We start from the raw sequence: 24,740 nt of genomic DNA on the forward strand, positions 1-24,740 counted from the left end.
AGGTGTGCAAGGCGGCTTTGTTGCCGGATAACTCAACAAACTCGTCAGCTAACAAGTGTCGTATCAGCGACAACTATCGAGGTTTGAAGTGCCGGGCGAACAACAGCCGAAAACAGCGTCAGTGCTTTTCCGCCATCTATCGGAGAAGTGGCCCGAGGCCTTCAACACGAGGGCACCGAAGCCGCTTAAGATTGGGATTCGTGAGGACATCCGCGCGCTTGACCATGAGCTGTCGGACCACGATTTGAAAAGAGCCCTGCGCGCCTACACCAAGCTGGAAAGATATCTAAAAAGTCTGCGCGCTGGGGCGGCGCGAGTCGATCTCGACGGCAATCCCACCGGGAACGTGTCGGAAGCCGATGCGGCGACAGCCCAGGCATTGCTGCGCGTGCGTTCCGCGAAGGAGAAAACCATGCGCTCGCCTGAGCTCCAGGCGGAACCTGAACAAAGCCGCAGGCCAATCGCAAAACAAGCGCCTGCGAGCAAAGCGAAGCTTCCCAACAGATCTGCGGGCGTCGTCGTCGAAACGAAACGCCGTCGGCTCACAGGCCGGAGGCTCGATCGCCGCTGAGCGGCTTCCGTACTCATTTACCAGACGGCAGGTCACTTTGGCCCATATCGGTCACTTTGCACCTCGAACACGGTCGCGACACCGAGGGCGCGCAGCCTCGGCTTCACCGTCTCCGATCTATCCGCACGCCGCAAGGCCGGCGTGGCCAGGAGACTTTATCCCTGCTGGCCGCTTCGCGCGCAGCAAGGCGGGCAGCTCACCAAACTCAGACTAGGACTGCCTTCCTGCTGGAGGTTGCTGAGAACTGACCGAAGGAGCGCGGACCATTCCGATGGCATCACCAGAATGTGCCTCCGGGTAGACTTCCAAGGCCTCGCCGACAGGGCTTGCAAGTCTAGAAACGTCCTTCAGCCCCGCTTGGCGCTATTGAGCCCCGCCCCATATCGGCCCCATCACGGATGGGCAATAACATGCCATTCCTGCCGGAATTGGCACTGCCAATGGGCAAGCACCCATGTTCGTGTAACAGGTGAACGCAGCCCTTTGCGTCGGCGGCGGCGGAGGTGGCGGTGTCGGAGGCAGGGGCTGCGGGGCAAATATCGGGTCAGGTTGGGGAACCGGCCTTTGCGTGGTCTGGCCCGCGAAAACAGCCGCAAATCGGTTTGCGGCTGAATACGCCTCATTCTCAACGGAATTCCAACTGCGCAAATAGCGAATGGCGAAGTCGCGGACATCCCAGTCGCGAAACTGCTGCACATGCCAGAGCTCGTGAGCCCAAAGAATTGGATCATTTGCACCGTTGGCGTTTGCGAAGACAACCGTATCGATCAGCGTCACAGCTTCCGCTTCGCCATACTGGATGGACGCATTAGCAAGATTAATGGCTCCGCTGTCTCCGATCTTGAATCTCACCCTGTCGTAGATGTCGTTATCGTAGAAATTTCCCAGGGCTTGCCGAATGTGCTGAGGAATTGGGCCCGCCCCAGGCCTGGATGTATCTCTTGATCCACGAAGCCACGCCTCCAACGCCGGCGCGGAAGTTACGGCTTGAAATTCAAGTCGAATCCGGTCGATCTCCTTGCCAACATTCTCAAGTTCCCGCCCAAGGTTTCTGGGAACGTTAGGAATGTCCTTGATGGCCTTTCCGCCTTCCCGTTCGATGTTCTTCAAAATTCGACCCGGATTGGTGAGATCCCCAATTGGATCCCATGCTTTTGCGGAGTGACCCACCGCTAGCAGCGCGGCGGCTATAGCTACGATCCTGATCATCATCGCAGTGTCTCCCTAACAGTTTTAGTTTGAACCCGTGAGGATGGGCACCGCTCCCGCGCGTGCCGATCAACTTACATGTCGCTGACGATAGAACTCGGAGGGGAGAGCGTACTCCTGGTTGCCGAAACTTGGGATTTACCCATTCGGGTTATGTGCGATATCGCGCAAGGTCGCCAGATTCGCGCTCGCGACGATTGTGGTCGCATTCGCGGGGTAAGCCACTGGAATGCGGCTTCACGCCCACATCAGAATATCTGCTGGCGATGAAGGTGCTGGCCAACCGAGCACCGGATGACGACAAGAACCTCACGGATGCGACAGATCCGGTAGCGCTTATGAAGCTCACGGGGATCAATACCTATGAGAAGATTGTTGCTCTCATGGAGCAGTGTTATCCTAACATTCCGGGAATCGTTGTTCCAACCGTGTCCCCACGCATGAGCGCGAAGATCAAAGGTCTGGTAGATGAATACAACAGCGCCAATGCAGCAAGTCCGACCTGGATCGCTGGCCGAGGCCGTCCACTCGCACCTTGAGACCGGTAGCGAGTTTCGGTACCACCTTGCCAGTTTCCTGGATGGTTTTTATCTCGAACCATCCCGCCGTCGGAGACGGGAGAGGCTGATCGATGCACCGGAATTAACCGGAGATGAGCGCTTTGATGCTCTTGTAGGCGCTATTGGCGAGCATCTCTGCCGCAGGTGGAGGCTGGGGCCGGCTCCGATCTGGACAGACGACCCCAGACGCTTCCTGAAAATGCCATGGTTCCTTGGGCCAGAGCGTATGAAGCCGTTCTTTCTCGCCGAAAGCCCCAGCGCTTACAGGCGTCGGTTCATTTTCACGGAAATGGAGCCTCTTCGTCGGGCGCGGATGCCTCATGACGCGATGTGGTGGCATGCGGAAGAAATCCGCACGGGCATGACACCACTTCCGGAGGAAATTGTGCCGACTGAACCTGCAGACGAGTCATCAGATACGCCGTACGCGATGGCGATGTGAATCGCTCAATTTGAACAGGCTCGTGTTCGGCGGCAGTTGCTACTAGGAGGGACTACTCACCTCGATGGGGGCCGTTCTCGTTCGAACCCGGCGGTCTGCCCTCGAAATATGAGCCGCCTAAAGCCCACCGCCGTGCAATCCAGTCCAATTTTCGGATCGGGTATACTGGGGCAGTATATGTTCATGGTTCGTTCCGGTGGCCAACAGCCAGTCTTCAGCAAACGGACGTGGAGCCATAATCGCACTACACTTCCAGGATCTCCGGGAACTGGCCCTCTCCATACAGGTCGAGCGACCGGCGCGACTGCTCTATGGTGTAGACGTTGAAGTCGCGAAGCCTTCTCTTGTAGTAGTCAGCAATCAGCTTCTTGTGGCCGTCTCGGCACATCTGCTCCATGAGCACAGCCGTATAGCCTATATGCGTTACTTCGTCATAGACGAGGCCGGATAGTATGCCATCGACACGCTCCTTGTTCTCCCGAGGAGCCATAGCAGTTAGGACTGGGCCGATCATGAACATGTGTGCCCTGGTACGGATTTCACCAATGTTCATCTGAACCATGTTGTCGATAACGTATTCGATGCTGGCCGGATCTTCAGTTTTTTCCTCGCTCGCTGTCTGACTGTTGAATAGTCCCGCTTTCCTGTCCGCCATCTCCGTTGGTTCCAGGAATTCAGGAAAAGTCAAATCCGTCAGGTGCAAGAAAAGGCGAGCGTGACGTGACTCATCCTGGAAGTGGTTGCGAATACCATCATCAAGCTCCGGTCCACGGACACGGGTCCACAAATCGTGCAGTCCCCGAGATCCGTCACTTTCCGCAATCGAATTCGCAATTACGACGCTTTGGACGTAGCCGGGGACAGTTGTAACGCACTTCCAAAAGAAGGCTAAGTACTGCTCTCGCCAAAAGACGGCATCCACCTCGGCGAACGCTGCCCTTATGCAATCAGAAAAGTTCGGCAAGTCGGAATCATACCTGGATCGAAGGTGGCCCAACACATCATCAAGTTTTCGATCTTGGATTCTCATTTTGCTTTCGTCTTCAGCGTGCCGTCGCTGATGACAAACGGGGAGTTGCAAGCCATAAACGCCATGTTGCAAGCAAGGAACGATACCTTAAACTGATCCCCTTCTACCTCTCCGGCCATCTTGATACGGCCAGTAGCTTCAACCAGCGGCTTGATGGCTTTCATCTGCTCTTCGGTAAGTTGAAATGTAAGTTTTTTGCTATCCGACATGTCATCCTCCGCAGAATGTAAGTGTAGGTGTCAGAACTGCAACTTTGAGAGGATATAACACAATCCTAAACTGTCAAAGCAATATTAGATCATCCTCAGTTAGAAACTTCTAACTCCATGAAGTTGCAGTCGAGTTTTTTGGAAGTGGTCGGCACCATGGAACACGCATCTCCCTTTCAAAACGCTTGACAACTTTGAGTTACAAGCGTTGCCTGAACTGCATGCCTCGTGCCGGCGGCACTGCCGAGAGTTTGCGGTCGTCGATTGAGCGGCGTTGGCCACGCGGATTTGCCAGGAATCGGCGGCTGCAGCCAGTACGGCCGAGGTTGCGCATCAGATGCCGGCAGACGTCGCAGTCCAGACGCTGACCCCCCAAAGCTTCGCTGGTCAGCGTCCGGACTTATGCTGCGGCCGGTCCCGTGTCCCCTGCGACAGTCCAGTCTTATGGTGCGAGCGAAAAGACATACGCGCCCACGGAACGTTGGCGTCTCTCACGCAAGCGCGATCGCCTGCACGCCTTTCCCCTTCACAAGCGACATAAGGAGGAGCGCCGGACCGCCGGGCTTCTTCACGTCGCGTTCCCAGTCAGAGAGCAGGGTTCTTGCTCACGCTCGGATAGCGGGCGAATACGGGTTGGGACATGTGTTCCCGCTCTCGGAGGCCGCGGATTTCCCTGCCCGTCAGCGGCATCGGCTCGACCAAGCTGGCTTCGTCAAATTCCCTCTTTGTAATCTTGTCGATCGCTCCGATCTCATGAAGAGCCTCCATGGTCTCGTGGATGGAGGCAAAAGCCTCGCTTTTGTACTTTCTCCTCGTCATGCTTTTTTACCTCCTTGAATTTCCTCGCTTCGACGAGTTCCTCAAGCTGTGCATCCGATAGGCCCAAAACATGTTTTGCCATCTTTTTGAAGGTTTGTTCCTCATCCTTCTCGATGTTGGCGCGTGCACTCTTTGGGAAACCGTATACAAAGAATGCGCGATGTCCCTTTTGGTCGAGGATCACTGTCCGATATCCACCAGATTTGCCACCTCCTGAACGGCTACGCGCTGCTTAGTGACGTGGCCACCAAGATCCGAGTCGACAACCCCTTCTCTGCCAGATCTACAGCCTGCCAAAGCGCGACCTGGCCGAGACCTTCCTTTTTGCAAACCGCTCGAACCACGAGTCCGAGGGCGGCAAGATCGGCCACGCTATGCACACTGCCCAGTCGGGCGAAATCATTCACGTGGTTCTCGCACGTGGCATAGGCCAGAACCACGCTTTTGGTCAGGCCGTCGTGATAGGCAATGATGTCTCCGACGGTCTCGACCACGATTGCATGACACTCCTTGTGATCGCAACGCCCAGCGCCACCTCCTTACCCCCCCTTATATCCCTGGACTAATCGATTGATTTGATAGGACGCATCCACATGTCGAATGCGTCCGGCGCGCTCGCTGCTTCACAGCTTCGAATGTATGGACCGGCCGCCGGAGGAGACGGGGATTACGCACCCTGCCTCGAGCTACCGCCGCAAGAAACACGCGCGCACGCGGGAAGCAGATCCCGCTCCGCCTCGCGCCGGCCTTAGTTCGGCAGGAACGCGGAGGTTGGCACTCGAAGTGCAGCCGCTATGCGCCTGAGCTTGTCCGGATCGACGTCAGCGCCGATTTCAATCCTTGTAATTTCTGCACCGGTCAGTCCGCACGTCACTGCAAGGTCATCGACGCTATATCCCACCGCTTCGCGAGCTCGCCGAACAGCGTCCCCGATACCGAGGTCGTCTCGGTCGGTGACGGACGCGCCTATATTGATCATTGACTTTGCCATGGGTAACTCCTTCGACCATGCGCCGCTCGGCAGACAGACCGACAATGCTGCGGTGCAATATCGGGCTATTAAGTATGACAATTGCAAGGCAGGCTGAACTTTCGACGCCACGTTGCCGAACGCGGGCCTGTTCTTAATACATCTCAGTTTGCGGTGGCTTCTGAGAGAAAAATACGAGCTGACACTCCCGAAAAGGCCTTGCCACCGGTCTTGTGCGTAACGAGCATCCAAGAGTTGCTGGGTCGAAGAGGGAGGCTCGACCTGTTACCCCGCTCCATGGTGGAGGCGGATGTGGCTGGTGTCTCTATCCCGTTCCTGAACGCTGGCGGATTCTCGCCACCTGCAAGGGAAACGGTCAGCGCCCGTGCTCGTCCTGCGACAGGCCAGCTTCCGGTGCGATGGTCCAGACTTGTTGTGCGAACGAATTTCCCGGTCCCTAAGCTGATGACATCCCAGGGCATCCCGACTGCACGCGACGGGTATGCCAGGTGTTACGTGTCACCGATTGCTTCCAAACGAATAGAGCAGGCGAACTGAGCGACTGATCGAAGGCGACCAGCGGCGACGCTTTGCAGATTTAGAGGATTCCCGAACGCGAGCAGCCCCGCAACGCGACGGCCCGTTGACAATCAGCCTTCGTCCGGACCGCCACTTGTCAGGAACGTGCGGCCGCTGCCTTTCTTTCCATGCTTGTCAAAGGAGATGGTGAAGACGCCATCGTCATCGAAGACGAGCTGCGGACAGTCCTTCTTCGCAGCCGCGAAGACGAACCGGACGTCCTTCAACGCCTCCTGCATCTTCCATCTGTTGTCGCGAGTCATCGGCCTACTCCCTGCGCCTGCGAATCCTTATACCCGCTTGTTCACTCTTTGGTAACCATAACCGGCGTCGAATCGAGTGGTTTTTCAACCACGCGAAAGGGGGTTCGCGGAATGGCGGACTTCATATTGGTGGACACGAGCGTCCTCAGCGAAGCTCGGCGCTCGGAGCCGGACGAAGACGTCATATTCTTTCTCGACCAGATACCGCCAGGATCGATCGCCGTTCCGCCGACTGCGATTTTCGAGCTTGAGCGTGGCGCCCTCAACCTCTTCAAGACGAACCCGCTAAAAAGCGCCAAATTGGCGAAATGGCTCGACGACCTCCTGAAGACGGACGTCTGGGTGCCTCCTGTAAATTCGGACGTGAAGCGGCTTCTCGCCAGGATGGCCATGGTCCCGGAGCTTGCACGCTTCTGGCGCAGCCACGGCGAGGCTCCAAAACTCGAGTTCGGCTGCGATCCCGAGATCGCCGCGACGGCCATCGTGCACGGCATGCCGATCGCTACCCAGGACGTGGGGGACTACCTGAAGATCAGCCGCCAATTCCCTCTGCCCGGCCTCTATTGCCCGAGAGATGGCATTTGGCACGTCATGCCGGACGACAACTGGCGCATCCCCGAGGAACTCACTTCGATCGGCCTCGAATGGCGGAGGATGATCGGGCCCGTCGCGTGAAGACGCCTAGCGAGCCGCTGAGACTGCGGCGCGGCCTAGCATACCTCTCGCCGAGGATTCCAGATCGAAGCAGAAGACTAGGCCGTCTCGTTTTGAAACAACCTCTGTCAGCCCGCCAATCGGCAGCTACCAATTGTTGACAACATGGATTCGTTGCGCGCAAAAAATTACTAAGAGGTAACCATATCCCCGCTCTTGAGAACCACGTTCCGTGAGTATATTCCTGTTATTGGGGCACGAAATTTGTTTCCTTAGATTATTTTTCTTCTTGATATTCCGACAAAGATCTGCGTTTTATCACGGCACGTCCGATAACGGTCGGCCCTCGAAGTGAGAAAAGTCATGAAGTCGAAGATACCAGCACATAGGCAACAAGGTTGCCGGCAAGCGTCCTAGAACGCCGTGGTATCCACGCCGCGCGCGAACGACGCCCCCGGCACTCCTCTGAAAAGTTTTCAAGCATTTTCAGATCTGAGGACGCAGACATGACGAACAAGCCTTTCGATCCCATCCATCTTCAACAACGCTTCCAAGCGCTCAAAGCGCGCTGACATCGCCGGAAGTCTCCCTTCCGTCCGGTTCGCGCGGCTTTGGAACGCTGCCGAAGTCGCGTGAACCCCCTCGGGCTCGCGGCGCGTCGTCGTGCGTCGACGCATGCCATGATCCCGTCTGATGGATGGAAGACGGAATGAACGACCTCATCGAAGACGACCAGTTTTGCGCGGAATGCAAATCCGAGCGCCGCGACGTCCTCGCCATGCGATGTGACTGCGTTCAACGGGGCGCGCTCGCGCTCTAGCGCCGACGGCAATCCCAAAAATCTAGGTAAGGAGAACTGCGCCATGTCGCAGAATGGATACGTGCGTCTTGATTTCATCGGCCAGATCGACGGCGAGCACCGCCAGGAACTTCGGAACTGGCTCGAACGCCAGTACGGACGCTACTTCACCCGCCAGGAAACCGTCCTGCAGTGCGTCGTCGCGCTTCGCTATGCCGACCCCTCGCGTCCGACCGTTCGCGAGCTTTGGCACCGTCTTCATCATCACATCATGGAGGACGCCCGCATGCTGAAGGGTCCCCGCCCCCAGCGCCTGCCGTCCTACAGCACCTTCCGCGCCCGCGTCGCAGACCTCCCGCGCGAGTTCGTCTGGAAGGCGCGCGCTGGCCGCGACATGGGACGTCCGTCCATCGCCACGATGGTCTCGCGATTCGAAACCATCCTTTCCTCGCACCGCTAAGCAACGCCAGACAAAGGAGATATGCCATGGCGCGCTACAACAACGACCTTCCGTTCAACCTCAACGATCGCATCACCGACACGGACCTCAAGATGGGCTTCGACCATGTCGTGCGCGAATGGCGAGGCACCACGTCCAGCCGTAGCGTCCGCGAAGCCGGCCGCTATCGTAAGTTCGTCGAGCGCCGCTTCGTGCGCGCAGAGGAACTCGCGATCTGGAATGAGTTCGCCCACCGCGCGGCGGAAGACGACGCCGCTACCATCAAGTTGGTTCTCCGCGACCTTCATGCGGAGATCGACCGCGTCAATGCTGAGGGCATCGGCAGCGTCTTCATCCGCAAGCCTACCCACCACTTCTTCCGGAAAATGGTCGATCGCGCCTGCGAGGAGCTCGCCTGATGAGCGCGTGTAACCTCCCGCGGGCGCAGGGACCGCCGTCCTAGTTCCCTCCCCTTGTACTGCCGGTTCCGTTGGTGCGGTCGCGATCCCGTGACCGCAGGCGGCGGAGCCATGTCTTGAGTGCGCAAAACAGGAGTTCCCATGCGCCACGAACATTTCATCAAGCAGCACATGCTCAACATCCGCAACGGTATCAAGGTGAGCTTCACGGTTCCGACCGAGACTACCTACCACAAGCCGACGGTACCGCCGCGCTACACGCCGGTTCTGCAGTCGCGCGGCAATCGCAAGCCATCGGTGAAGTCTCCGTTCAACTGGCGCGGGGCGCAGCCGAGCTTGGATGGCGAACGCGTCATGCACTTCGAGAGCAGCATCGAACTGAAGGCCGGTCGCATTCTCCGTGCAGACCGCAATGTCGTCGAGCTGCGCGAACAGTGGCCGACTGTGAAGTACCTCGGAGCGGACGGCAAGATGCATAAGCACACGTTCGACTTCTGGCTTCGCCTCAAGTGCGGCAAGCGTATATCGGTCGCGGCCAAGCCAAAGGACATCGTCGTGTCCTCCGGGCTGCTCGACATCCTGCGCCGTATCTATCGCATGGGCGTCGCCGACTACGCCGACTCGATCAGCCTCGTGACCGAGGCGTTTGCAAACGCTGCGGCCAACGCCAACGCCGAATGGATCCTTCTCTCCCGTCGCAATCGCAACGAAGAGGAATACCAGGCAGCACGCGAGTTTGTCGCAGGAATGAGCGGCCCCATGCGCTTCTGGGACATGCTGATCGTAACTCCGCTGGTCGCCTACCGCCGCACCGCGATCTGGAACCTCATCGATGAGGGCGTCCTCCAGCCCGTCGAAGCCGGCCGCATCACCGATGCATCTCTCCTCGTCAAAGGCAACTAAGAAAGGTCTTGCCGTGAACCAGCTTGTCTCCCCCCTCAATTTCGCCCGTACGTCGATCCCGATCTATCACTATGGTCCCGATGACCGCATCACGATCGAGGACGGTAACGTCACGCGCCACCTTACCGTCCTCAAGCAGACGACCGAAGGTTCGGTGTTCACGGACGCCGAAGGCCGCCACCACCCTTACAGTCACGAGCAGATCTACCTGATGACGGTCGAGCGCCGTCTGAAGGTGGAGCGCGACTACCATAGCAAGGAAGCGGCTAACCTCTCCGTGAAGTTCGGCAACCTGAAGATCACCGACTTCGGCGAGGCGAAGGTCCGGAAGGCCCTGTGGCTTCAGGAGTTGATCAACGAGTACATCCGCTTCGAAGCCGTTGGCAGGAAGCACCCCGTCCTGAAGCAGGAGGGCTTCAGACAGCGCAAGGTGAGTCTGGGCGTGAAATGCCTGACTTTCCTGTTGCCTATCCTCAAGCGCATCGTCTCCGAGCGCTGGAGCGGGGCGAATGGGGGTGTCGAGGTTTCCTACGCGTTGCCCGGTCCACGCCACTTCAAGCGCCTGCACGACATGTATGTCGACGGCGGGTACGATCCGCTGGCCTTGGTCAGTCTCAAGAAGGGTCCGAAGTCCCGCACGCTGTCCCACCAGCAGGACGTCGAGCTCTGGCTCGAATATGCGGGCGAGTACGCCGACCGCAAGCGCCCCTCCATGCGTGCCTGCTTCCTTCGCCTGCAGGCGGAAATTGCAAGGCGGAACAGCGAGCTCGAGGGCACCGGACGGCGCCGTTATCACATGCCGTCACGCAAGTGCTTCGAGCGCCTAATCAAGAGCATGGGCGTCTATTATCTGATGGCCAAGCGCTACGGAGAGGACCACGCGCGCAAGAAGTTCGCGATCGTTCACGGCGGTCTGGCGCTCGAGCGTCCGGGTCAGATTGTCGAAATGGACGAATGGAAGGTGAACCTGTCCATCCTCCTGACGCATTTCCGCATCTGGCATCTGCTCACCGACGAGGAGAAGCGTGCCGTCGAACGTGCGCGTGTCTGGGTGACCGTTGCGATCGACCGCGCCACCAAGTGCATCCTGGCCATGCATTTCAGCCGTCGCGAGCCTTCCCACCGCTCGTCGCTTGCCGCTCTTGAAATGGTCGTGACCGACAAGACGCTAATTTCGTCCGTCGTCGGCGCGGGCGACCCGTGGGTTTACGGATTGGTGCCCGAGTCTGTCTGCACTGACGCGGGTCCGGCGTTCGTCCATGAGAAGTTTCGTGCCGCGGTGGCGGCGCTCCGTTGCACACAGATGTTCCCGCGCGCCGGCGACGCTGCCGCACGTGGCACGATCGAGTCCTTTTTCCATACCTGCGAGTTGCGCTTCATGGACTATTTCGAGGGCCGAACGTTCTCGAACATCCTCGAAAAGGGCAAGTACGACTCGCAGGGCTACGCGGTTCTGAACCTCGACGAATTCAACCGCCTGTTCGTTCGTGCCATCATCGACATCTACCATAACACCCCGCATTCCGGCCTCGGGTTCGAAACCCCAGCGAACGCGTGGTTCCGCTTGTCCAAGAATTGCGCCGTGATGCAGCCGATCGGCGACAAGTCCCGCCGCGACATCTTCGGCACCGAACTCACGCGCGCCATCACCGACAAGGGGGTGGCAGTGGCCGGCATCCACTATAACGATACGGACCTCCAGCGCATGCGCTTCGAGCAGCAGGCCCTGCCGAACTCTCCGGCACCGCTCGTCGAGATCCGCGCCAGCCGCCTCGACGTCAGCACGATCTCCTTCAAGAAGGGCAACGACTGGATCGAGGCGAAGGCGACCATCGGTATTCCCGCGGGCACGACCCTCTTTGAATGGGTCGGCGCCCGCAAGGCTCTGGCCGACCAGCATGGTGCGAATGCCGAGGCAAAGCTATCGGTTCTCCTGGCATGCGTGCGCGACCTGCGCGCAGCCGGCGCTGCGGCTGCCACCGCTGCGGGTCTGGGCGTCGATGTGCTGCTGAAGAAGGACTACGACGCGATCGACCGCGAGCACTTCAAGAAGCCCGTCGTCGACGACCTGAAGAGCCGCGTCTATGACCTCGGACCGCTCAACATTCCCGACAATCCACTCGCGGTCGGCATCGATGCCTTCGACCACCTCATCACGAGCGACGGCAAGGAGAAAGAAGAGCCCGCCGACGACCAGGTGAACGAGGTCCTGGAGGACACGGCCGGCTCCGCCTTCGCTGTAATCGACCCGACGTCCGACGGCGATTGGGACGGCATCGACTTTGACGACAACTAAGCAGGCCTACGTGCCTGGAAAGGATACAAGCATGACCAACGCCACCTACTCCGAATATTTCGCCGAAGCGGCGAAAGCAGTCTATGACAGCCTCGACCCGGCGCGCCAGCGCCGCGTCGAAATCCTCGGGCGAATGCAGACGGCCTACGTTAGCACGCCGCGCGACAAGCAGCTTGATTTCGCATTTGACAGCCTCATCGACAACGTCGCAGCCGCGCTTTTCGGTAAAGCCGCGAAACGCCGCGCGATCTTCATCGTCGGCGAGAGTGGATCTGGCAAGACCACGGCGGTGGAGAAGCACATCGCCAAGCGGCCGCAGTTCGCTCCACGCATCACGGCGGACGGCGAGGAAGTGCGCTCCCTGATTTCCTTCGAGGCGCCGAAGCCTCTGACGCTCAAGGGTCTAGCCCGCGCGGGCCTAGCGGCGCTCAATTACCATGTGGCTCACAAAAACATCACGGAACAGGAGATCTTCGATCTCTGGAAGCAGCAGTTGCGCGAAAACCGCGTCCTCTACCTTTGGATCGACGAGATGCAGCACGTCCTGCGTGGCAACACCACGAAAGAGATTCAGAACGTGGCCGACGTCCTCAAGAGCCTTGTCCAGATCGATGGCTGGCCGCTGCACTTGATCTTGAGCGGGGTTCCTGCCTTGGCACAGTTCGTGCACTTGGCCGGAGACACAGACCGGCAGCTCAAGGAGCGCAGCAATCTTATTGAAATGCGTCCCATGAGCTATCCGGAAGACGCGGGACGCGTACGCAAGATCATGCTCAAAATCGTCACACAGGACGCCGAGCTGAATGCGGAGGATTTGGACTCGGACGAGTTCGTCCATCGCTTGATGCATGCATGTAACGGAGCGTTCGGGTCGACCATCCAGCTCGTCCGGGCGGCATGCGAGCACGCGCTTCGCCTCGACCAGAAAAAAGTCGCGCCGCTCAACTTCGCCGTCGCCTATGCGTATGCAAGCGGGTGCCGTCCGTCTCAGAACATCTTCACCGCGGAGCGGTGGCAGGACATCGCTCCCGACAACTCTTTGGGCGACCTGCTCGCGCGAGCAAGAGCCAGCGTCGAGGAATTGGCGAATGTCGGCAACAAAGGAAAGGTGCGTACGTAGGATGTCGAGTTTGTTAACAGCAATGCCTTCCGAAACGCTTCCGGCCTTCGCTTCGCGCGTCGCATGCTCCCGCGCCGTCAAGATGAAGGATTTTCTACGCCATATCGGGAGCAGTCAGTGGGGCCGCGGTACGGCCGCGCTTTCCATTCGCCTCGCCACCTTCACAAAGGTCGATGCAGACGTGTTGGAGAAGCATGCCGTCCGCCGCATCAGCAGGAAGTGGCAGGTGTTCGGGAACGCGCTGCCACCGCGCGATCTCTGGCGGAGGTCGCCGCGGTTCTGCTCCCTGTGCCTGTGTGAGGACTATGATCTTGGGAATGGCCGTCCCAGTGGGCGCCCATACTTCCGGGCGTCGTGGCTGCACCCGCTATTAGAGGTCTGCACAAAGCACTCCGTCGGACTCGACGTGCTGGACATCGACTACGCCTCCTATGGCTGCCACGACTTTTCGAACGCCATCAAGGACAACTGGTCGGTTGTCCAGGCGCTTGCGGCGAAGCCCGCGAGCCGGGAGGTCTCGGCTTCCGACGTCTACTTCTCACGCCGATTGAACGGAGAAGTCCCAGCCTCGAAGGCTTGGCTCGACGACTTTTCCTTTGGCTTCGCATTAAGAGTGACCGAAGCCGTCGGAGAGGCCTTGCTCGACCGTCAGAACGCCTCCAGGCGGCTGCGGCCCCAGAGCGACCGCGCGGAAGCCATAAGGCGTGGCTACACCGTGACATCAAAGGGAACCTGTGGCCTACGAACCTTCTTGGAGGAGCGCGACGAAAGCTATCGATCGAGTGCCAAGAAAGGAAAGGCCTTCCAGCTTTACGGCGCCCTCTATCATTTCCTGAACCGGAACCTTGACAGTCCGGAGGCCATCTCGGTCATCGAATTCGTACGCCGGCATGCGGTGTCCGCCCATCCAATCGGCCCTGAAAATGCGTTCCTCGGATTTGACGGGCAGCGACAGCTACACAGCATCCGCTCGGCTTCGCTGACATATGGGCTGCATCGAAAAACCGTGCGCAAAGTCCTCTCTGAAGCAGGTCATTTGCCAGCCTCGAGTAGTAGCACCTTGGACCAGAGAACTGTATTGGCGGCGGACATCGTGGATTCCCTCCTCTCCAAATGGCTCGACGCCGTCCCAATGGAGGAGATGAAACGGCTCCTAGGTATCACCGCGAACGCCATCAGGCAGTTGCTTGATTCCGGGTTGCTTTCTACACTCGAGTACGGCCCACACCATGCCTCGCGACCTGTGTTCTCCAGAAAAAACGTTCACGAACTTATCAATTCGATAGAACGTCACGCAATGCCGAACGCTCCTGCGGAAGACCATGTCAGCCTCGTCGAAGCCTGCGCGGTTATCGGTCGCGGCTACGCAGCACTCGTCAAGATGATCCTGGATGGCGACATCTCGATCTGGATCGACGAGAAGGGCGAACATACGACATTCAAGAACATTTTTGTCTGCAAGGATCAGGTGCGGTCCGCGACGCGCGCCCTCCGAACCGACACCGCGACGACAGGCCTTTTAAATCTAAGAATGGTCGAAAAGCTGTTGCGAACGACCACGAAGACCGTGCGCGCACTGGTCGATACCGGGCTGCTTCCGTCTGTCGCTTCTGTTCACTCGTTCTCCGGTGCGCCACAGAGGTTTGTCGAGCAGAGAGCACTGAGGTCATTCCAGGAGACTTTCATCACGCTGCACGACTACCGCAACCATTTAGGACGAGGCCAAATGCAGCAGGTAAAGAACGATATCCGAGCCAAAGGAATCCTTCCCGTCCTGGACGGCGATGCAATATCGACGGTCTATCGCCGATCGGATCTCGACCTCTAACCAGTACCGACAAACGCCTCCTCAGAAACCCGCGTCACGCGGGTTTTTTTGTGCCCACAGTGCGAGCCGTACGGGCGAGTCTGACATCCCTTAGACGCCAAGTGCTTTCTTTCCGACGGGGTTCCATAGAATCCTCTTTGAAAACAAAGGGCTTTGGGCACAAACCTGACAAATCTATCGAACCCATCCACCTCGCGGAAGAAGACAGAAAAGAGAGCGGCCACTTGGCCGCTCTTATGCGTTATACCGCATCTTTGGTGCAGATTATTCGCTGTGACGAATATCGAGCGCCCCCGGGAAAGGACTTGCACCGCCTGCGCCGGCAACAAATGCTTCCTTGTCCGAAACTCGCTGAATGGAGCTCCCGCCCCTAATGTGCGCGAATCCTGGAAAGGAAACGACAATGAGCGCTATTGACAGCAAAGAGTTCGTTCTTGCAGGCGTCGTCATGAAACGCCTGCTCTCCGGAGAACAGACAGCGGGACAGTTCTGCCTTTTCGAGAACAACAGCGATGGAAACACGAGGACGCCGATCCATGTCCACGCCAAGGACGACGAGACGGTTTATGTCATCGAAGGCGAATTGACTGCGGTGATCGACGGCCAGCCTCGACGGCTGAGAGCAGGCGAGAGCATCTTCCTACCACGCAGCATTCCGCACCAGCTTATGAACATGAGCGGCAATCCTTGCAGATACATCTTGATCGGGACCCCCGCCCTGTTCGAACGGTTTATCGAGGAAGCTGGCCACGAACTTCAACAGGGCGAAGTCGCAGGACCGCCGACGTCCGAGGAGATCGAGCGCCTGCGCGAGGCTTCGCCAAGGTTCGGCATCACCTTGCTCTCTGATTGGCCGTCGCCCAAGTCGTAAGCATCAAAGCGTCTCCTGGTGAGCCGATCGATCGAGCTCGCCTTCGTCTCGCGCGCCGTAGCAGGCGATGCTGGTCGCGATGTTCCTTCGGACGAGTATCTCCGCCTTTCCGAAACTCGACAAGAACTGAGCCGAAAGGCATCACTTCCAAATCAGGACGCCGAGATTTACGGCGTCGACGCGTGCACAGGTACTGGCGTGCCCTGCGGATTTCTCTTATACACTTCAGCTAATGGGGTCGTAGCTCAGTTGGGAGAGCGCCGCAATCGCACTGCGGAGGTCGAGGGTTCGAATCCCTTCGACTCCACCAAGCCTTGTCTTGTCCATACCGAAGACATAGGTAACAGAACGTACCTAAGACATGGGTGACAACCTCGTGCCGGGGCAGGCCTCGGACGCCTCCCGCCTTGCCAAGGTCGCGCCATCTCGACCTACAGCGCCGAGCACCTAATCGGACCCGCAAGGACGCTGTAGCATTTTGAATTGCTGCATGTTTTTTCCTTAGATCGGGGTACGATTTAAGAAAACATGCAGTAGCCTCAGTGCGATTTCCGATAATCACCGCGGCGGAACGATGCCCTGGTAGTATTCCCCTTCGCCTCCAACGTGAACGGTTTGTGAGCACGCAGCGAGAGCGGCGACTGCGAGCAACAATAGGATCTTGCGCATAGGCCTCGTACTTTTTGCTAACGGATTGACGATCATTGATATTCCGGCAATGGCGCGGGATCAATTCCCCACCGATGATCGCAACCCAATCTTTCGTGTATGCACGGCTATCGGCGAGGTGGGAATTGGCCGGTGAGGTGTCACCGCTGCGGCAAGCGAACCGTGCTGCAGGCGCGGCAGGAACCCGACCGGTGCGGCTCCTGTTCATTACCTGACGTGAATATAGGCAGCGTCCTAGAATGGGGTTGGCGGCACGATGCCCGGATAGTAGTCCCCTTCCCCGCGTTCGTACCGATCGACCATGGTCGACCTTGAGGTTTGTGAGCACGCGCATAGTGCAGAAAGCGCTACCAACAACACGATCACGCGCATAGACCTTCGTCCTTTCCTGGCTGAAGTGGCGTCCCCCGATGCTCTTGCATTCGCGCAGGATCTGGCGGCCTTTTCTTCATCGCGGCTGTGATTGTACTCTGTTGCTCAACCGAAGGTATAGAAATATTTACGGGCGCATGAGGCGGACCGTCGCAGCGGGCCGCCCGACTGTATTGCCTACTTCCCCTCGACCTGCTCCGCCCAGCTCTTTGCGCCGCTCTCGCCGTTGAGGAAGGGCAAGGCCGTTTCCAAAAGCTTCGGCGAGACGAAGATGTCGTAGTGGGTGAGATCGGGCAGGATCGCCAGCCGGTTCTTCGACATGTTCTCGCGCATCCAGCCGGCATCCTTCAGGCCACCGCCGAGCTTGTGATAGAAAGCGACCACGTGCTCCAGCCGGAACATATCGCTGTCGCCATAAATGAGCATAACCGGCATGGTGAGCTTGGCCACGGCTGCGGATCCGTCGTAGTCGCGCCGCATCAGGTCCCCCATAGCGTCGAGCAGTTTCGGGAATTCCGATACGTCCGGCGCGACCGCAGCGTAAGACTTGTACATCGGCGTTTCCTTCATCATCTCAGCCGCGCCGGCGCCGACCTGGGCCTGCGCTGCGATCATTTCCGGATAGAAGCCATCCTTGGCGTAAGGTGTCGAAACGAGCACCAGCCGCCGCACGCTCTCGGGCGCCTGCGCTGCCATCTGCAGAGCGACGCCGCCGCCCATCGAATAGCCGAGCACATCGACCTGTTCGTAGCCTAACTCCTTGACGAGGGCGCTCACGTCCGCGCCCATCGCCACGAGATCGATCGGGCGATCTCCGAGGGGCGTGCGGCCGTGGCCCTGGAGATCGACGCCGATCACTTGGCGGGTCTCGGCAAGTTTCGCGAGATTCGGTCCGAACATTTCGATGATCCCGAGACCACCGTGAAGAAGCAGCACCGGTTCGCCCTCGCCATAGACCTGGTAATAGTAGTTGATGCCGTTGATGGTGACGTGTCCGCTCTTCGTCGGCGCCGGCGTTGCCGCCTGCTCCATTATCACCTCCTCGGCAGCGCTCATCGCGGGCGTGCAAAATGCGCCTATCGCCGCGACGATCAGAGTGATCAGGGTTGTCTTCGGCATGTCTCATCCTCCGATTGGGGGTCGCCAAGGCGACGGGTCATGCCTCAAGGACGACCTGGCGGATAACCTGCCGACAGCGCAGCGGAATTTTTTGCGATGCGCCGTTCAACTCGGCGCAAACGTTAAGATTTGCATAAAATCCGCTGGCCCGATTTCACCGCCTCGCAAGCGAAGTCTGGCACAGAAGAAGGATTGTTGAGGTTCGAAAAGGCGCACGGGCGCCGACGAGGCGGAATATCTTGACCCAGGTCGTCTCCATCTCCGCGACAACGGCGGCATATGCGGGGGAAGCCGTCAAGCCGTCCGCCCGCGTGCGTGGCGATGGCCCGACCGACGAGGCGATCACGCTGCTTTCGGTGCGCAGGCAGGAACAGCCCGCGCCAGCGCCGATTGCGAAGGTCAAGGGCGCCCTGCCGCTAGGGCTGATGCTGATCAGCGCCGATGGCCGCCCGCCGCAAGAGACGCAGGCCGAAGCACTGCGCCGCTATCTCGAATACATGCAGGACGATGCACGCGGCGAGAAGCAGGAAAGCCGGCAGGAGGAAACCGCCGGCGATGAGAAGGAAGGCGATGACGAGATCGCCACGATCCTTGATCAGTTCATCCAGGGATCGTGACGGCCGATCTTAGAGCATTTTGCAGTCAGGTAGAATCAGCTGACGTCGCAGAAATGCCGCAAAAACAAGCAGATGGAGCTGCTGCGCGAACGCACGTGAGTGCATCTCGCGCTAGTTGTGCTCGTGGCCACCAACAGCTGCGCCGACTGGCAGCACATAATCGATCTTGCCGGTCTTTTCGAAGGTGAGCGTCACGGGCACGGTGTCGCCCTCCGCAAAGGGCTTCTTCACCTCCATGAACATCAAATGCAGGCCGCCGCTCTTGAGCTCGACCGTCGCGCCTGCCGGGATCGCGATGCCGTCCTCGAGCTTGCGCATTTTCATGACGTCGTTTTCCATCTTCATTTCATGCATCTCGACGCGTCCTGCTGCCGGGCTTTCGACGGCCAGAAGTCGATCGTCGGCGCTGCCGGTGTTTTTGACGACAAGGCCGCCACCGCCGACCTTCGCGCCGGGCAGCATCGACTTGACGGCACCGCCGGAAATTTCGAGGTCGCCGACTTCGACCGGAGCGCCGGCCGTCTGGTGGCTGTCATGCTCATCGTGTCCCTGTGTGCTGCTTGCGAGCGTCACGGTCGGTGCCGGGCTCTTGAGAGCATGGGTGCTCTGGCCCGCGGCTGCCATCTGCGCCATGCTTGCGGCGACAAGTGTCAGGCTGGCGGCAAGCAGGGTGAGTTTTGTCTTCGTCATGTCGTAATCTCCGAACCACGCGGGCCTCTGGCCCTCTGTGGTGAGCACCGCATTTGCAGCAGAATGAAAAATGATATGCGTCAGGAAAAGGTTACGACAGATGTTGGCGGACCACGTGACGGCGGTAGCAGCCGCAATGGGGTAAGAGCCGCTTCGGTCTTGATGACCGCTGCCTTGGTAAGCCAGTTGCCGTTTTCCGCGGGAGTGCTTTCCTGGGGTGGCGCCGGCAGCAGCACCGATCCGGCCAGGCGACAGGCTTCACACACGGGGGCGATGTTCGGCGCTTTGCTCTGCCCGGCATCATGATTGACACCGTCCGTGCCGAAGCAGATATCCGCGAACGTACCGTCGGGCAGCAGGTAGTCGGCAGCCGCGGTTGGGGCGAGAGTCTTCGAGAAAGCCGGTTTGTGGGCGAAAGACAGGAAAACGAGCGCAAAGGCGGCGAGCATCCGCACCGAAACCCGCCATTTGTCCACGCGCCTTGCCATGGTTCCCTCTTGGTCAGCCAATTCGTTATCCCTAGCCGACCAGAATTGCAAAGACCGAATTGCCGCACGTAGCGAGCAGTGATGAAGCCTCCGCGACAAAAATATGTTCGGTCGCGACATAGGCTCTTGCCAAGTTCCGGCCTTCGCCGTTATCTGGAGACGATCTTGTTGGGAGAAACCGGTTCAATCCGGTGCCGAAGGAGCAACCGCCCCGGAAACTCTCAGGCCAAAGGACCAGCAAGATACCGGTAGGACTCTGGAGAGAAGCGTTTACGCTCGCCGAAGGGATAACAATCTCAGGCAAAGGGACAGAGGGGGCTCAAATTTCTCGGCGTTTGACGCCGGTAGTGTGAGCCGGCGCGGGATGCGCCAGACCTGGAGGCCGGATTTGGAAGATATTTCCCATTTGAAGCACACGCCGCTGAACGCGTTGCACCTTTCGCTCGGTGCGCGCATGGTGCCCTTTGCCGGCTACGACATGCCGGTGCAATACCCGGAAGGCGTGCTCAAGGAACACCTGCACACCCGGGCAGCGGCGGGCCTCTTCGACGTGTCGCACATGGGCCAGATCACCGTTCGGCCGAGGTCTGGTCGCATCGAGGACGCGGCTCTGGCGCTCGAAAAGCTGGTGCCGGTAGACGTTCTCGGCCTAGCGGAGGGCCGCCAGCGCTACGGCCTTTTTACCAATGACGAAGGCGGTATCCTCGATGACCTGATGATCACCAATCTCGGCGATCATCTCTTCCTTGTTGTCAATGCCGCCTGCAAGGACGCGGATTTCGAGCACCTGAAGAAGGGCCTCGGCGATACTTGCGAGGTCACGATGCTCGACGACCGTGCGCTGGTTGCGCTGCAGGGGCCGCGCGCAGAAGCAGTGCTCTGCGAACTCTGGGCAGACGTCGCCTCCATGCGTTTCTTGGATGTGGCCGAAGCCGACCTCCACGACGTGGCCTGCATCATTTCCCGCTCCGGCTATACCGGCGAAGATGGTTTTGAGATTTCCATTCCAGTCGCGTCGGCCGTCGACGTCACCCAGCGCCTGCTCGAACATCCGGACGTCATGCCGATCGGTCTCGGCGCGCGCGATTCGCTTCGCCTTGAGGCGGGCCTTTGTCTTTACGGCAACGACATCGACACCGGCACGACCCCGGTCGAGGCCGCGCTCGAATGGGCGATCCAGAAGAGCCGCCGTTCGGGCGGCGTTCGCGCCGGCGGCTTCCCGGGTGCCGAGCGCATTCTCGCCGAATTCGCCAATGGCGCCAAGCGCCGCCGTGTCGGTTTAAAACCGGAAGGCCGCGCGCCGGTTCGTGGCGGCGCCAAGGTTTATGCAGATGCCGACGGCAAGGTAGCCGTGGGCGCCGTTACCTCCGGCGGCTTCGGCCCGAGCGTCGATGGGCCGGTTGCCATGGGCTATGTCGACGCCGCCCAAGCCGGTAACGGCACGAAGCTTTACGCAGAGGTGCGGGGCAAATATCTGCCGCTCACCGTCACCGCCCTGCCCTTTGTGAAACAAACCTACAAACGCTGATCAGGAGAGAGCGCCCATGCTGAAATTCACCGAGGAACACGAGTGGCTGAAGATCGAAGGTGACGTCGCGACCGTCGGCATCACCGAGCACGCAGCCGGACAGCTCGGCGATCTCGTCTTCGTGGAACTGCCGGAAGCCGGTGCCTCCTTCGCCAGGGGCGATTCGGCCGCTACCGTCGAATCCGTGAAGGCAGCCTCCGACGTCTATTGCCCGCTCGACGGGGAGATCGTCGAGGTCAACCAGGCGATCGTCGACGACCCGTCGCTCGTCAACAGCGATCCGCAGGGGGCAGCCTGGTTCTTCAAGCTGAAGCTCGCCGATCCGAGCGCCGCCAATGCCCTTCTCGACGAAGCGGCCTACAAGGAGCTCGTCGCCTGATGAGCATGCCCAAGGACTTCACTTTTACGGATTACAAGCCATACGACTTCGCCAATCGGCGCCACATCGGCCCGTCGCCCGCGGAAATGGAGGAGATGCTGAAGGTCGTCGGCTATCCGAGCCTTGACGCCCTCATCGACGATACGGTTCCGCCCGCGATCCGCCAGAAGACACCGCTCGTCTGGGGCGCAGCGATGACCGAGCGCGAGGCGCTCGACAAGCTGCGCGAAACGGCGAACCGCAACCAGAAACTTGTCTCGCTGATCGGCCAGGGGTACTACGGCACGATCACGCCGCCGGTCATCCAGCGCAACATCCTGGAAAATCCGGCCTGGTACACGGCCTATACGCCCTATCAGCCCGAAATCAGCCAAGGCCGGCTCGAGGCGCTGCTCAACTATCAGACCATGGTTTGCGACCTGACCGGCCTCGATGTCGCGAATGCTTCGCTGCTCGACGAGGCAACGGCGGCTGCGGAAGCCATGGCCATGGCAGAGCGGGTTGCGAAATCCAAGGCGAAGACCTTCTTCGTCGACGAGAATTGCCATCCCCAGACGATCGCGCTCCTCAAGACGCGCGCTGCGCCGCTCGACTGGCAAGTGGTCGTCGGCGATCCCTTCGCGGATCTCGATGCCGCCAATGTCTTCGGCGCGATCTTCCAGTATCCGGGCACCTATGGCCATGTTCGCGATTTCACGACGCTGATCGCCACGCTGCACGAGCAGGGTGCGATCGCCGCCGTCGCGGCCGACCCGCTGGCGCTGGCGCTGCTCAAGTCGCCTGGTGAGATGGGCGCCGATATCGCCATCGGCTCGACGCAGCGCTTCGGCGTCCCAGTCGGCTATGGCGGTCCGCATGCCGCCTACATGGCCGTCAAGGATGCCTACAAGCGCTCGATGCCAGGGCGCCTGGTAGGCGTTTCGGTCGATTCGCGCGGCAATCGCGCCTACCGTCTATCGCTGCAGACGCGCGAACAGCACATTCGCCGCGAAAAGGCGACGTCCAACATCTGCACGGCGCAGGTGCTGCTTGCTGTGATGGCGTCGATGTATGCCGTTTTCCACGGCCCGCAGGGCATCAAGGCGATTGCGCAAAGCGTTCACCAGAAGACGGTGCGTCTCGCCATGGGGCTGGAAAAGCTTGGCTACACGGTTGAGCCGGATGTCTTCTTCGATACGATCACGGTCGAGGTCGGCAAGCTGCAGGGCATTATCCTGAAGACGGCGGTGGCCGAGGAAGTGAACCTTCGCAAGATCGGCAACACGAAAATCGGCATCAGCCTCGACGAGCGTTCGCGGCCGGTGACGCTCGAAGCTGTCTGGCGCGCCTTCGGCGGCGATTTCAAGGTGGAAGATTTCGAGCCGGGCTATCGCCTGCCGCAGCCGCTGCTGCGCACCAGCGAATACCTGACCCACCCGATCTTCCACATGAACCGCGCCGAAAGCGAGATGACGCGCTACATCCGCCGTCTCGCGGACCGCGACCTCGCGCTCGACCGGGCGATGATCCCGCTCGGCTCCTGCACGATGAAGCTCAACGCAACGGCGGAAATGTTGCCGATCAGCTGGCCGGAGTTTTCCGAAATTCATCCTTTCGCTCCGGCGGACCAGGCGCTCGGCTATCGCCACATGATCGAGGACCTGTCGCAAAAACTTTGCGCGGTCACCGGATATGACGCGATTTCGATGCAGCCTAACTCGGGTGCGCAAGGTGAATACGCCGGACTATTGACGATTCGCGCCTATCACATCGCCAACGGCAACGGCCATCGCGACGTCTGCCTCATTCCGACCTCGGCGCACGGCACCAACCCGGCCTCCGCACAGATGGCTGGTATGAAGGTGGTGGTCGTCAAGGTCAGCGACATCGGCGAAATCGACATGGACGATTTCCGTGCTAAAGCCGAGCAATATGCCGACAATCTCTCCTGCTGCATGATCACGTACCCGTCCACGCATGGCGTGTTCGAGGAAAACGTGCGGGAAGTCTGCGAAATCGTCCACAAGCACGGCGGCCAGGTCTATCTGGATGGCGCCAACATGAATGCCATGGTCGGCCTTGCCCGGCCTGGCGACATCGGCTCAGACGTCAGCCACCTGAACCTGCACAAGACCTTCTGCATTCCGCACGGCGGCGGCGGCCCGGGCATGGGACCGATCGGCGTGAAGGCGCATCTTGCTCCCTTCCTCCCGGGGCATCCGGAAACGGATGATCATGACGGCGCAGTATCCGCGGCTCCCTTCGGTTCGGCTTCGATCCTGCCGATCTCCTGGAGCTACTGCCTGATGATGGGTGGCGAGGGCCTGACCCAGGCGACCAAGGTGGCGATCCTCAATGCCAATTATATCGCCGCGCGGCTGAAGGGGGCCTACGATGTGCTCTATAAGTCGGCTAAGGGCCGTGTCGCGCATGAATGCATCATCGACACGCGTCCGCTCGCCGACAGCGCAGGCGTAACCGTCGACGATGTCGCCAAGCGTCTGATCGACTGCGGCTTCCATGCGCCGACCATGAGTTGGCCGGTTGCCGGCACGCTGATGATCGAGCCGACCGAGTCGGAAACCAAGGCCGAACTCGACCGCTTCTGCGATGCGATGCTGGCGATCCGCGAGGAGGCCCGCGCCATCGAGGAGGGCCGGATGGACAAGGTCAACAATCCGCTGAAGAACGCGCCGCACACGGTCGAAGACCTCGTCGGCGATTGGGACCGGCCCTATTCGCGCGAGCAGGCCTGCTTCCCGCCGGGCGCCTTCCGGGTCGACAAATATTGGTCGCCGGTCAACCGTGTCGACAATGTGTACGGCGACCGTAATCTTGTCTGCACCTGCCCGCCAATCGAAAGCTACGCGGAAGCGGCGGAATGATGTGAGGCGGCGGGGCGTGCCTCGTGCACGCCC

General features: G+C 59.6%; 24 protein-coding genes, 1 tRNA gene, 1 pseudogene and 1 riboswitch. Of the genes and pseudogenes, 15 read left to right on the forward strand and 11 right to left on the reverse strand.

Annotated elements, in window-relative coordinates:
* Positions 1-88: 88 nt before the first annotated feature.
* Positions 89-571: a ProQ/FINO family protein gene (locus QA637_RS07120; protein WP_283064479.1), complete on the forward strand. Its 483-nt coding sequence runs from the start codon at positions 89-91 to the stop codon at positions 569-571.
* 363 nt (positions 572-934) lie between these two features.
* Here QA637_RS07120 and QA637_RS07125 read toward each other — a convergent pair whose 3' ends face one another.
* Positions 935-1,783 carry an eCIS core domain-containing protein gene (locus QA637_RS07125; protein ID WP_283064480.1) on the reverse strand — a complete coding sequence of 283 codons (849 nt, stop codon included), beginning with the start codon at positions 1,781-1,783 and terminating at the stop codon, positions 935-937.
* Positions 1,784-2,046: 263 nt separating this feature from the next.
* On the opposite strand from QA637_RS07125, the gene QA637_RS07130 reads away from it, so the two are divergent.
* Entirely contained in the window at positions 2,047-2,319 is a 273-nt protein-coding gene (locus QA637_RS07130; RefSeq protein ID WP_283064481.1) for a hypothetical protein, read from the forward strand.
* 707 nt (positions 2,320-3,026) lie between these two features.
* On the opposite strand, the gene QA637_RS07135 is transcribed toward QA637_RS07130, so the two are convergent.
* From QA637_RS07135 to QA637_RS07165, 7 genes are all read right to left on the reverse strand, one after another.
* Positions 3,027-3,812 (reverse strand): hypothetical protein, encoded by a 786-nt coding sequence (locus tag QA637_RS07135; protein ID WP_283064483.1) that lies wholly within the window; start codon positions 3,810-3,812, stop codon positions 3,027-3,029.
* On the reverse strand, positions 3,809-4,021 hold the full coding sequence (locus QA637_RS07140) for a hypothetical protein (RefSeq protein WP_283064485.1): 213 nt from the start codon (positions 4,019-4,021) through the stop codon (positions 3,809-3,811). Before QA637_RS07140 ends, QA637_RS07135 begins: the two co-directional genes overlap by 4 nt.
* A 585-nt stretch (positions 4,022-4,606) precedes the next feature.
* Positions 4,607-4,840, reverse strand: coding sequence for a helix-turn-helix domain-containing protein (locus QA637_RS07145; RefSeq protein ID WP_346283769.1), 234 nt, complete (start codon positions 4,838-4,840; stop codon positions 4,607-4,609).
* Positions 4,773-5,024 (reverse strand): type II toxin-antitoxin system RelE/ParE family toxin, encoded by a 252-nt coding sequence (locus QA637_RS07150; protein WP_283064487.1) that lies wholly within the window; start codon positions 5,022-5,024, stop codon positions 4,773-4,775. The genes QA637_RS07145 and QA637_RS07150 overlap by 68 nt, the downstream gene beginning before the upstream one ends.
* 37 nt (positions 5,025-5,061) lie before the next feature.
* A complete protein-coding gene (locus tag QA637_RS07155; protein WP_283064488.1) occupies positions 5,062-5,334 on the reverse strand; it encodes a hypothetical protein in 273 nt (90 codons plus the stop codon).
* Positions 5,335-5,588: 254 nt separating this feature from the next.
* Entirely contained in the window at positions 5,589-5,831 is a 243-nt protein-coding gene (locus tag QA637_RS07160; protein ID WP_283064489.1) for a helix-turn-helix domain-containing protein, read from the reverse strand.
* A 629-nt stretch (positions 5,832-6,460) separates the two neighbouring features.
* The gene (locus tag QA637_RS07165) at positions 6,461-6,652 is read right to left on the reverse strand and encodes a hypothetical protein (protein WP_283064491.1); all 192 of its coding nucleotides are present in this window, start codon (positions 6,650-6,652) and stop codon (positions 6,461-6,463) included.
* 111 nt (positions 6,653-6,763) lie between these two features.
* Between QA637_RS07165 and QA637_RS07170 the strand changes: the two genes are divergently transcribed.
* The 9 genes from QA637_RS07170 (at position 6,764) to QA637_RS07210 (ending at position 16,291) form a co-directional block, all read left to right on the forward strand.
* Entirely contained in the window at positions 6,764-7,327 is a 564-nt protein-coding gene (locus tag QA637_RS07170) for a PIN domain-containing protein (RefSeq protein WP_283064492.1), read from the forward strand.
* A gap of 842 nt (positions 7,328-8,169) precedes the next feature.
* Positions 8,170-8,565: a hypothetical protein gene (locus tag QA637_RS07175; protein WP_283064494.1), complete on the forward strand. Its 396-nt coding sequence runs from the start codon at positions 8,170-8,172 to the stop codon at positions 8,563-8,565.
* A 26-nt stretch (positions 8,566-8,591) separates the two neighbouring features.
* Positions 8,592-8,963, forward strand: coding sequence for a hypothetical protein (locus QA637_RS07180; protein WP_283064496.1), 372 nt, complete (start codon positions 8,592-8,594; stop codon positions 8,961-8,963).
* A 141-nt stretch (positions 8,964-9,104) separates the two neighbouring features.
* Positions 9,105-9,866 (forward strand): hypothetical protein, encoded by a 762-nt coding sequence (locus tag QA637_RS07185; RefSeq protein ID WP_283064498.1) that lies wholly within the window; start codon positions 9,105-9,107, stop codon positions 9,864-9,866.
* A gap of 13 nt (positions 9,867-9,879) precedes the next feature.
* The gene (locus tag QA637_RS07190) at positions 9,880-12,162 is read left to right on the forward strand and encodes an integrase (protein ID WP_283064499.1); all 2,283 of its coding nucleotides are present in this window, start codon (positions 9,880-9,882) and stop codon (positions 12,160-12,162) included.
* A gap of 31 nt (positions 12,163-12,193) precedes the next feature.
* On the forward strand, positions 12,194-13,282 hold the full coding sequence (locus QA637_RS07195; RefSeq protein WP_283064500.1) for a TniB family NTP-binding protein: 1,089 nt from the start codon (positions 12,194-12,196) through the stop codon (positions 13,280-13,282).
* Positions 13,251-15,110, forward strand: coding sequence for a TniQ family protein (locus QA637_RS07200; RefSeq protein WP_283064502.1), 1,860 nt, complete (start codon positions 13,251-13,253; stop codon positions 15,108-15,110). The genes QA637_RS07195 and QA637_RS07200 overlap by 32 nt, the downstream gene beginning before the upstream one ends.
* A 403-nt stretch (positions 15,111-15,513) precedes the next feature.
* Complete coding sequence (locus tag QA637_RS07205; protein WP_283064503.1) at positions 15,514-15,981, forward strand: cupin domain-containing protein; 468 nt, start codon at positions 15,514-15,516, stop codon at positions 15,979-15,981.
* A gap of 234 nt (positions 15,982-16,215) precedes the next feature.
* A tRNA-Ala gene (locus QA637_RS07210) sits at positions 16,216-16,291 on the forward strand.
* A 908-nt stretch (positions 16,292-17,199) separates the two neighbouring features.
* Here the strand turns inward: QA637_RS07210 and QA637_RS07215 are convergent.
* Positions 17,200-18,141 carry an alpha/beta fold hydrolase gene (locus QA637_RS07215; protein ID WP_428843122.1) on the reverse strand — a complete coding sequence of 314 codons (942 nt, stop codon included), beginning with the start codon at positions 18,139-18,141 and terminating at the stop codon, positions 17,200-17,202.
* A 239-nt stretch (positions 18,142-18,380) separates the two neighbouring features.
* On the opposite strand from QA637_RS07215, the gene QA637_RS07220 reads away from it, so the two are divergent.
* Positions 18,381-18,758, forward strand: a complete 378-nt coding sequence (locus QA637_RS07220; RefSeq protein WP_283064505.1) for a hypothetical protein — start codon at positions 18,381-18,383, stop codon at positions 18,756-18,758.
* Positions 18,759-18,869: 111 nt separating this feature from the next.
* Here QA637_RS07220 and QA637_RS07225 read toward each other — a convergent pair.
* Positions 18,870-19,385: pseudogene (locus tag QA637_RS07225) on the reverse strand (copper chaperone PCu(A)C); the annotation flags it as partial.
* Between the two features lie 143 nt (positions 19,386-19,528).
* Entirely contained in the window at positions 19,529-19,936 is a 408-nt protein-coding gene (locus tag QA637_RS07230; protein ID WP_283064506.1) for a hypothetical protein, read from the reverse strand.
* Positions 19,937-20,095: 159 nt separating this feature from the next.
* Positions 20,096-20,183: riboswitch (glycine riboswitch) on the forward strand.
* Positions 20,184-20,300: 117 nt separating this feature from the next.
* Between QA637_RS07230 and gcvT the strand changes: the two genes are divergently transcribed.
* Genes gcvT through gcvP form a run of 3 tightly spaced genes read left to right on the forward strand, consistent with a single transcriptional unit; the run spans position 20,301 to position 24,707 of the window.
* The gene (gene gcvT, locus QA637_RS07235) at positions 20,301-21,464 is read left to right on the forward strand and encodes a glycine cleavage system aminomethyltransferase GcvT (protein ID WP_428843123.1); all 1,164 of its coding nucleotides are present in this window, start codon (positions 20,301-20,303) and stop codon (positions 21,462-21,464) included.
* Between the two features lie 16 nt (positions 21,465-21,480).
* Positions 21,481-21,843 (forward strand): glycine cleavage system protein GcvH, encoded by a 363-nt coding sequence (gcvH, locus tag QA637_RS07240; protein ID WP_153440972.1) that lies wholly within the window; start codon positions 21,481-21,483, stop codon positions 21,841-21,843.
* Complete coding sequence (gene gcvP, locus QA637_RS07245; RefSeq protein ID WP_283064509.1) at positions 21,843-24,707, forward strand: aminomethyl-transferring glycine dehydrogenase; 2,865 nt, start codon at positions 21,843-21,845, stop codon at positions 24,705-24,707. The genes gcvH and gcvP overlap by 1 nt, the downstream gene beginning before the upstream one ends.
* Positions 24,708-24,740: the final 33 nt, after the last annotated feature.

Origin of the sequence: Sinorhizobium terangae (genome assembly GCF_029714365.1) — a bacterium.
Taxonomy (GTDB): domain Bacteria; phylum Pseudomonadota; class Alphaproteobacteria; order Rhizobiales; family Rhizobiaceae; genus Sinorhizobium; species Sinorhizobium terangae.